Origin of the sequence: Streptomyces hokutonensis, from assembly GCF_042751305.1 — a bacterium.
GTDB lineage: Bacteria > Actinomycetota > Actinomycetes > Streptomycetales > Streptomycetaceae > Streptomyces > Streptomyces hokutonensis_A.
The window spans coordinates 206,052-212,738 of the sequence record NZ_JBHYWD010000017.1; the positions used below are offsets into that span (position 1 = coordinate 206,052).

The following is a 6,687-nucleotide window of genomic DNA, read 5'->3' on the forward strand; positions in this document are numbered from 1 at the left end:
AAAGCCCCATGAGGACGGCGTGGCCCCCGCCGTAGTCTGGCTCACATGTCCGAGCCGTACATACGCACCGCCCTGCCCGACGACGACGAGGAACTCGGCGCACTGGACCGCGCGACCTGGTCGCACCTGCACGCGGTCATGCCACGCCCGCAGCCGCCGTACGACCCCTTCTTCGACGAGCGGCACGCGCCGGAGGACCATCTGGTCGCCGAACTCGACCGCCGGATCGTCGGCTACATCCGGCTGGCCTTTCCCACCCCGCTCGCCTGCAACGCGCACGTCCGGCAGATCCAGGGGCTCGCCGTCGCCGGGGACGCGCGCGGGCACGGGGTCGGCCGGGCGCTGGTCCGGGCCGCCGTCGAGGAGGCCCGGCGGCGCGGCGCCCGGCGGCTCACCCTGCGCGTGCTCGGCCACAACACCCCGGCCAGGAAGCTGTACGCGGCCGAGGGGTTCGCGGTCGAGGGCGTGCTGCCGGAGGAGTTCCTGCTCGACGGGGAGTACGTCGACGACGTCCTGATGGGCCGCTCCTTGTGACCTACGACGTGACCAGGTCGCCCGTGTCCACCTCCGCCGTCGCGGTCGCCGCCCGCTGGGCGTCCCCGGAGACCTCGTCGGCCGTCAGCACGTACCCCGTCTCGTCGTCCGAGGTGGAGCGGGCGAAGACCACGCCGTAGACCTTGCCGCCGGTCGTCAGGAGCGGGCCGCCGGAGTTGCCGGGGCGGACCGTGGAGCGGATCGAGTAGATCTCGCGGGTGACGGTCCCGTCGTTGTAGATGTTCTGCCCGGTCGCGTTCACGCGGTTGGCGACGGTCGCGGCCTGGAGGTTCAGGTCGCCGTCCTGCGGATAGCCCGCGACCACGGCCGATTTGCCGCGTTGCGCGCTGTCGTCGAAGCGCAGGACAGGCGCCTTCAGCCCCGGCACGTACAGCACGGCGACGTCCTTGTTCGGGTCGAAGAGGACGACCCGTGCCTCGTACGACCGCCCGACCCCGCCGATGCGGACGGTCGGTTCGTCGATGCCCGCCACCACGTGCGCGTTGGTCATCACGTGCTCCGGCGCGTACACGAAGCCGCTGCCCTCGCGGCCCTGGGTGCCCGAGGAGCCCTCGATCTTGACCGTGCTCCGCTTGGCGGCGTTCGTCGCGGCGGCCGTGACGCTGTCGCCGGTGGGCTTGGCGACCTCGGCCGTCGACTCGTTCTCGAACGGGTTGAAGACCTGCGGAAAGCCCGCCTCGGTGAGCGCGGAGGTCGCCCGCGAGAACCACGCGGGTGTCGTGTCCGGCATCAGCTTCTGCACGCTGCCGAGCAGCGTCGAGTCCTGGATCGCCGTCGTGACCATCGCGGACGAGGAGGCGCCCAGGACGCTCGCTGCCACCCACGCCACGATCATCACCGCCACCGAGTTCGCCGCCGCCCCGCCTATCCCGTCGGCCACCCGCAGCGGCCCCCGGTCCAGCTCCTTGCGCAGCTTGAGCGCGAGCCGCCCCGCCAGTTCGTGCCCGACCACCCCCGGGACCAGCACGGTGAGCACGGCGGTCACCGTCGCCGCCGTCGTCCCCGGTGTCACCAGGTCCATCACCCACGGCAGCACCCACACGCCGACGACCGCACCGCCCACGAACCCGGCGAGCGACACACATCCGGCGACGAGGCCGCGCCGGTACCCGGACGCCGCGTAGGCGAGGATCACCAGCAACAACAGCAGGTCGAGCAGGTCCACGGAGCCGCCTTTCTCTCGGAACCCTTAGTACGCGAGGAACGGGCCCACTGATCAGTCCCGCGCGCGCGGGCCCCGGGAAGCCGTCACGCGTGCGTGTACCCCCAGAAACGTGCCGGACCAGGACGATGGTTCCACCAGGTGGCACAGCACACATCGCGGACGGAGCGTTTCCGGCCGAGAGTGTGATCATGCGTGTCCTGAGAAGAACGCCGGGTGCCCGGCGGCGGCGCCGGATACGAATACCGCGCCCCGCGCTCGTGCTGCTGGCCTGTCTGCCCGGCCTCGCCGCCGTCCTCGTGCTGGCGCTGTGCGCCAACGGCATCGGCCGCCGTGCCACGGCCGCCGCGCACACCCCTGTCGCCGCCCGCCCCGCGGCGCTCCGGCACACCGCGCCCGAGCCGCGCATCGTGCCCCGCTCGGCCTGGCTCGACGCGCTCTCCCGGCACGCGCAGCCGCCGCCGCGCTACGACGACAAGGTCGTCGCCGTCTTCGTCCACCACACGGATTCGCCGAACGGGTACGACTGCGCGGACGCGCCCCGCATCATCCGGTACCTGTACGCCGGGCAGACCGGGGTCCGGGACTGGGACGACATCGGGTACAACTTCCTCGTCGACCGGTGCGGCACGATCTACGAGGGGCGCGCGGGCGGTGTCGACCGGGCGGTCACCGGGGCGCACACGCAGGGGTTCAACCACCGTACGACCGGGATCGCGGCGATCGGGACGTTCACCTCCGGGATGGCGGTTCCGAAGGCGATGACGGACGCGATCGCGGCGCTGGCCGCGTGGAAACTGGGGCTCGCGGATGTCGATCCGCGCGGCAGGGCTCGGCTGGTGTCGAGCAACAGCCTGAGTCGGTACCGCTCTGGTACGACCGCGGTTCTTCCCGCTCTCGCGGGGCACAAGGACGGGTACATGACGAGTTGTCCGGGGGCGGCGTTGTCGGCGCGGCTGGCGGGGGTTCGGGAACTGGCGGCGCGGTTGCAGGGGCGGTGATCTCGCCCCCGCCGCCCCTACCCGTCCCCCGGCGGCTGCGCCCCCGGACCCCCGCTCGGTTCGTTGTCGGGTGCGGGGCGGTGGGGGCTGGGCGCGCAGTTCCCCGCGCCCCTGTCACCTGCGCCCGAGATAAACCCCCAACGCCCGTTGCAGCATTTTCCCCTGGGTGCCCACCGGGCGTTCCCACTCGCCGAGGTACTCCACTGCCTGGCCGCCCGCGCCGGTCTTGAAGAGGAGGCGGCCCACCAGGCGGTCCTCGGCGACCAGGGACGGGGTGATGGAGCGGAGGTCGTAGGTGTCGGCGCCGGAGTCCAGGGCCTCGCAGAGCATGCGCCACAACAGGATGCTGCTGGGGCGGAGTTCGCGGCCCCGGCGGCCGGAGGCGGGGTAGGAGTGCCAGACCCGGGGGCCTGCGCCGATCATGAGGGCGGAGGACAGGACCTCGTCGTCGTACTCGGCGAGATAGATCCGCATCCGGTCGGACTCCTCGGCGTTGAGCGCCTGCCACATGCGCCGGAAGTAGTCGAGGGGGCGGGCCTTGAAGCCGTCCCGCTCGGCGGTGGCGCGGTACAGGCGGTGGAACGCGGGCAGATCGTCGGCCGAACCCCAGAAGACCCCGACACCGCCGCCCTCGGCGGTCTGCAGGGCCTGCAGCCAGTGCGGGGCGAGGCTGCGGCGCAGTTCGTCGACGGACCGTCCGGTCAAGGGAATCCGACAGCCGTACCGGGGCTGCCCGAGTCCGAAGCCGCTGTCCTCGTTCTCCTTGCAGCGTCGCCAGCCGAGCCGTTCGAGACGGTCCGCCGCGTCCAGCGCGTAGCCGTCTATCCCGTCCGTCGGCAGATCCCGCAGATGCCGTACGGCGGGGTCGGCGACGCCCGCCGCGACGGTGGCCGGCTCCCAGTGGCGGACCACGAGCGGCGGGCCGATGCGGACCGAGAACGCGCCCTCCTTCTCCAGGTGTGCGATCAGCGGGTCGAGCCACCGTTCCAGGCGCTGGCTGTGCCAGTCGATCGCGGGCCCGTCGGGAAGGTAGGCGAGGAAACGCCCGGTCCCGGGGAACGCCCGGTACAGCACGAGGGCCACGGCGACCAGCGCGTCCCCCTCGAACCAGCCGACGCTCTCCGCGGTCCAGTCGGGCTTCACGTCGGCCCACTCGGGGATCTGCAGATGGCTCGCGTCCGGGTGCAGCCGGAGATGGGCGAGGTGTTCCTCGCGGGTGATGCCCTTCACATACGGGCTGGTCATGGGCACGGCGCTCCTGTTCGGCGGCGGCCACCGTAAGCCGGACATCACGGCACGGGTCAAGACCTCAAGTCTGTGAACTGCGCGAACACTTGGCCGCGCCACGCTCACAGGTTTCTCGCAGGCAACTCACCGGGTCCCCCGAGGCGCGCTCCCTATCGTCATGCACACGCACTGACTGGAGGTGGGGAAAATGAACAGCAGTCACACCAACACCACGGAGAAGCCGGCCGGTTGGACCAGGTCCGCCCGCGGCCCCTGGGCCGTCGTCTGCGCGGTCGCGACCGTGATCCTCGGCCCGGCCGCCGTCACGGCCTCCGCGCTCGACCAGGCCAACGCGGCCCCGATGCACCACGCGGTACGGGCCGACCAGAACCAGGCCTACATCCCGACGGACACGACCCGTCGTCGTGGCGCCGCCTAGCCGGACCGCGCAGTCGGCGCCGCTCAGCGCCGGCCCAGGTCCCAGTACTGCTCGCCCACCGGGTCGATGTCCACGCCCAGGCCGTTCAGCAGGCCGGCCAGCATCGTGTAGTACCCGACCGTCGTGATCAGTTCGACCACCTGACGATCCGTCAGGTGCTTGCGCAGCGAGCCCAGTGTGTCGTCGGTGAGCGTACGCCGGGCCAGCAGTTCCTCCGTCGCGGTCAGCAACGCCGACTCGACCGCGTCGAACTCGCCTTCCTCCGCACGGAGTTCGACGACGGCGTCCAGCTGCTCGGCCGTCACCCCCGCGTGCAGGGCGATCGGGCGGTGCTGCACGACCCCGTACGCGCAGTCCGTACGCGCGGCCACCGCCACTATCACCAACTCCCGCAACCGCACCGGCAACGAGGACCCGAGCACCGCCAGCCCCAGGTCGATCGCGGGGCCCGTCAGCTCCGGGGCGTGGGACAGCATGCGGAAGGCGTTCAGTGGCGTGGGGAGCTTGTCGAGGGCTTCGGCGGAACGCTCCGGGTACGGTATTCGAGCCACGGTGACCTCACGGGGATCAAGTCTGTCGGCGGACGGGGCACCCTTCGCCGTACCCCCCTCACTCCTGCCGGAACCTCTCCCGCAGCTTCGGGAAGCGTTCCGCGAGCACGGCCTCGTTCTCCAGGTCCAGCGGCGCACCGAGCGGCTCGGCGGGCGCCGGCGGAATCCCCAGGTCGGGGGCGACGGTGCCGGTGAGCTGCTCGTACGCCTCGTCGGCCGCGTACCCCAGCTCCTCGCCGTCGCCGTCGATCTCGTCGTCGAAGTCGTCGATGAGGTCGGCCAGCGAGTCGGCGTCGTGCACGGCACCCTCGTAGACCTCGCGGCCCTGGCCGATCAGCCAGCACCGGAAGAAGTCGAACGCGTCGTCACTCGCCCCGTCCAGCAGCACCCACGCGGCACCCCACAGATCCCAGGTGTACGCGCGGTTGTAGCGGGCCTCGAAATGACGGGCGAAGTCCAGCACCAGCTCCGGATCCAGCAGGAGCAGCCGGTCCACGAGCAGGTCCGCCTGCTCCTCGGGGTCGCCCTCGGCGGCCTCGCGGGTGGCGTCCACCAGCTCCCAGAACTCCGTCTCGTCCATCACGGGTCCAGCATCGGTCCTGGAGGAGTGGTGCGCACGTGGAGTAGGGCGGATTGTCACCTGGAGAGGGGCAGATCGTTATGGGCGGTACAGCGCACCCAGCCGCGTCGCGTCGTGCGCGAAGCGTGCCCGCAGACTCGCCGGCGCCAGCACCTCCACCTCGGGGCCCAGCCCCGCGAGCTGGCCGTGGGCCACCTCCTCGGACTCCACCGGCAGGGTCACCGTCACCCAGCCGCCGCCTTCGCCGTCCGGTGCGGCCGCGAGCTCCAGCGCATCCCGCGCGGCGGTGGGGTCGACGGCGTACGGGAGTCTCCGTGCGCCCTCGGGGGAGACCCGTACCACCACCTCCGCCCGCAGGATCGACCGCGCGAACTGCTCCGCCCGGTCCTCCCAGAACGCCGGGAGGTCGAAGTCCTCCCGCCGCGTGAAGCGTTCGTCGGACGGCGCAGGGTCCACCGCCGTGAAACGGTCGATCCGGTACACCCGGAAGGAATCGTGGTCCGCCACCCGCGCGCACAGGTACCAGACGCCCGCCTTCAGTACGAGCCCGTACGGCTCCAGTTCCCGTTCGACGTCGGAGTCCCCGCGCCGGTACCGGGCCACCACCCGGCGGTCGTCCCACACCGCGTCCGCCACGGCGGGCAGCAGTTCGGGGGTCTTGGGGTCCGTGAACCAGCTCGGTGCGTCCAGGTGGAAGCGTTGCGACGCCGTGCGTGAGGCGTCCGACAGGGAGGGGAGCAGGGCCGCGGACACCTTCAGGCGGGCCGCCGACGCGGCGTCCTCCAGCCCCATCTCGCGCAGCGCGCCTGGCACGCCGCTCAGGAACAGGGCCTCGGCTTCGCTCCGGGCCAGCCCGGTGAGCCGGGTCCGGTACCCGCCGACCAGCCGATACCCACCGGCCCGCCCCCGCTCCGCGTACACGGGGACTCCCGCCTCGGACAGTGCCTGCGCGTCCCGTGTCACCGTCCGCTCGGACACCTCCAGCTCCCGCGCCAGCTCGGCGGCGGTCATGGAGGGACGGGACTGGAGCAGCAGCACCATTTTGATGAGGCGGGCAGCGCGCATGGCTTCATGATGAGGGATCTCGCCCCCGCCGCCCCTACCCGTCCCGTCCTTCTGGGGCTCCGCCCCAGACCCCGCTCCTCGAACGCCGGAGGGGCTGATCTTCAGCC

Annotated in this window: 8 protein-coding genes; 3 read left to right on the forward strand and 5 right to left on the reverse strand. The window is 71.9% G+C overall.

Annotation, left to right across the window (positions count from 1 at the left end):
- Positions 1–45 precede the first annotated feature (45 nt).
- Entirely contained in the window at positions 46–534 is a 489-nt protein-coding gene (locus ACFXC1_RS36105) for a GNAT family N-acetyltransferase (protein ID WP_381251001.1), read from the forward strand.
- 1 nt (position 535) lies between these two features.
- On the opposite strand, the gene ACFXC1_RS36110 is transcribed toward ACFXC1_RS36105, so the two are convergent.
- Positions 536–1,720: a MarP family serine protease gene (locus ACFXC1_RS36110; protein ID WP_381251002.1), complete on the reverse strand. Its 1,185-nt coding sequence runs from the start codon at positions 1,718–1,720 to the stop codon at positions 536–538.
- A gap of 188 nt (positions 1,721–1,908) precedes the next feature.
- Between ACFXC1_RS36110 and ACFXC1_RS36115 the strand changes: the two genes are divergently transcribed.
- Positions 1,909–2,718, forward strand: coding sequence for a peptidoglycan recognition protein family protein (locus ACFXC1_RS36115; RefSeq protein WP_381251003.1), 810 nt, complete (start codon positions 1,909–1,911; stop codon positions 2,716–2,718).
- A 114-nt stretch (positions 2,719–2,832) separates the two neighbouring features.
- On the opposite strand, the gene ACFXC1_RS36120 is transcribed toward ACFXC1_RS36115, so the two are convergent.
- Positions 2,833–3,963 (reverse strand): lipid II:glycine glycyltransferase FemX, encoded by a 1,131-nt coding sequence (locus tag ACFXC1_RS36120; RefSeq protein ID WP_381251004.1) that lies wholly within the window; start codon positions 3,961–3,963, stop codon positions 2,833–2,835.
- 190 nt (positions 3,964–4,153) lie between these two features.
- Between ACFXC1_RS36120 and ACFXC1_RS36125 the strand changes: the two genes are divergently transcribed.
- A complete protein-coding gene (locus ACFXC1_RS36125) occupies positions 4,154–4,384 on the forward strand; it encodes a hypothetical protein (RefSeq protein WP_381251006.1) in 231 nt (76 codons plus the stop codon).
- A gap of 23 nt (positions 4,385–4,407) precedes the next feature.
- On the opposite strand, the gene ACFXC1_RS36130 is transcribed toward ACFXC1_RS36125, so the two are convergent.
- The 3 genes from ACFXC1_RS36130 to ACFXC1_RS36140 all read right to left on the reverse strand — a co-directional run bounded on the left by ACFXC1_RS36130 (position 4,408) and on the right by ACFXC1_RS36140 (position 6,580).
- Positions 4,408–4,935 (reverse strand): carboxymuconolactone decarboxylase family protein, encoded by a 528-nt coding sequence (locus ACFXC1_RS36130; RefSeq protein ID WP_381251007.1) that lies wholly within the window; start codon positions 4,933–4,935, stop codon positions 4,408–4,410.
- Positions 4,936–4,993: 58 nt separating this feature from the next.
- The gene (locus ACFXC1_RS36135; protein ID WP_019075872.1) at positions 4,994–5,515 is read right to left on the reverse strand and encodes a DUF4240 domain-containing protein; all 522 of its coding nucleotides are present in this window, start codon (positions 5,513–5,515) and stop codon (positions 4,994–4,996) included.
- Between the two features lie 78 nt (positions 5,516–5,593).
- The gene (locus ACFXC1_RS36140; RefSeq protein WP_381251009.1) at positions 5,594–6,580 is read right to left on the reverse strand and encodes a helix-turn-helix transcriptional regulator; all 987 of its coding nucleotides are present in this window, start codon (positions 6,578–6,580) and stop codon (positions 5,594–5,596) included.
- Positions 6,581–6,687 lie beyond the last annotated feature (107 nt).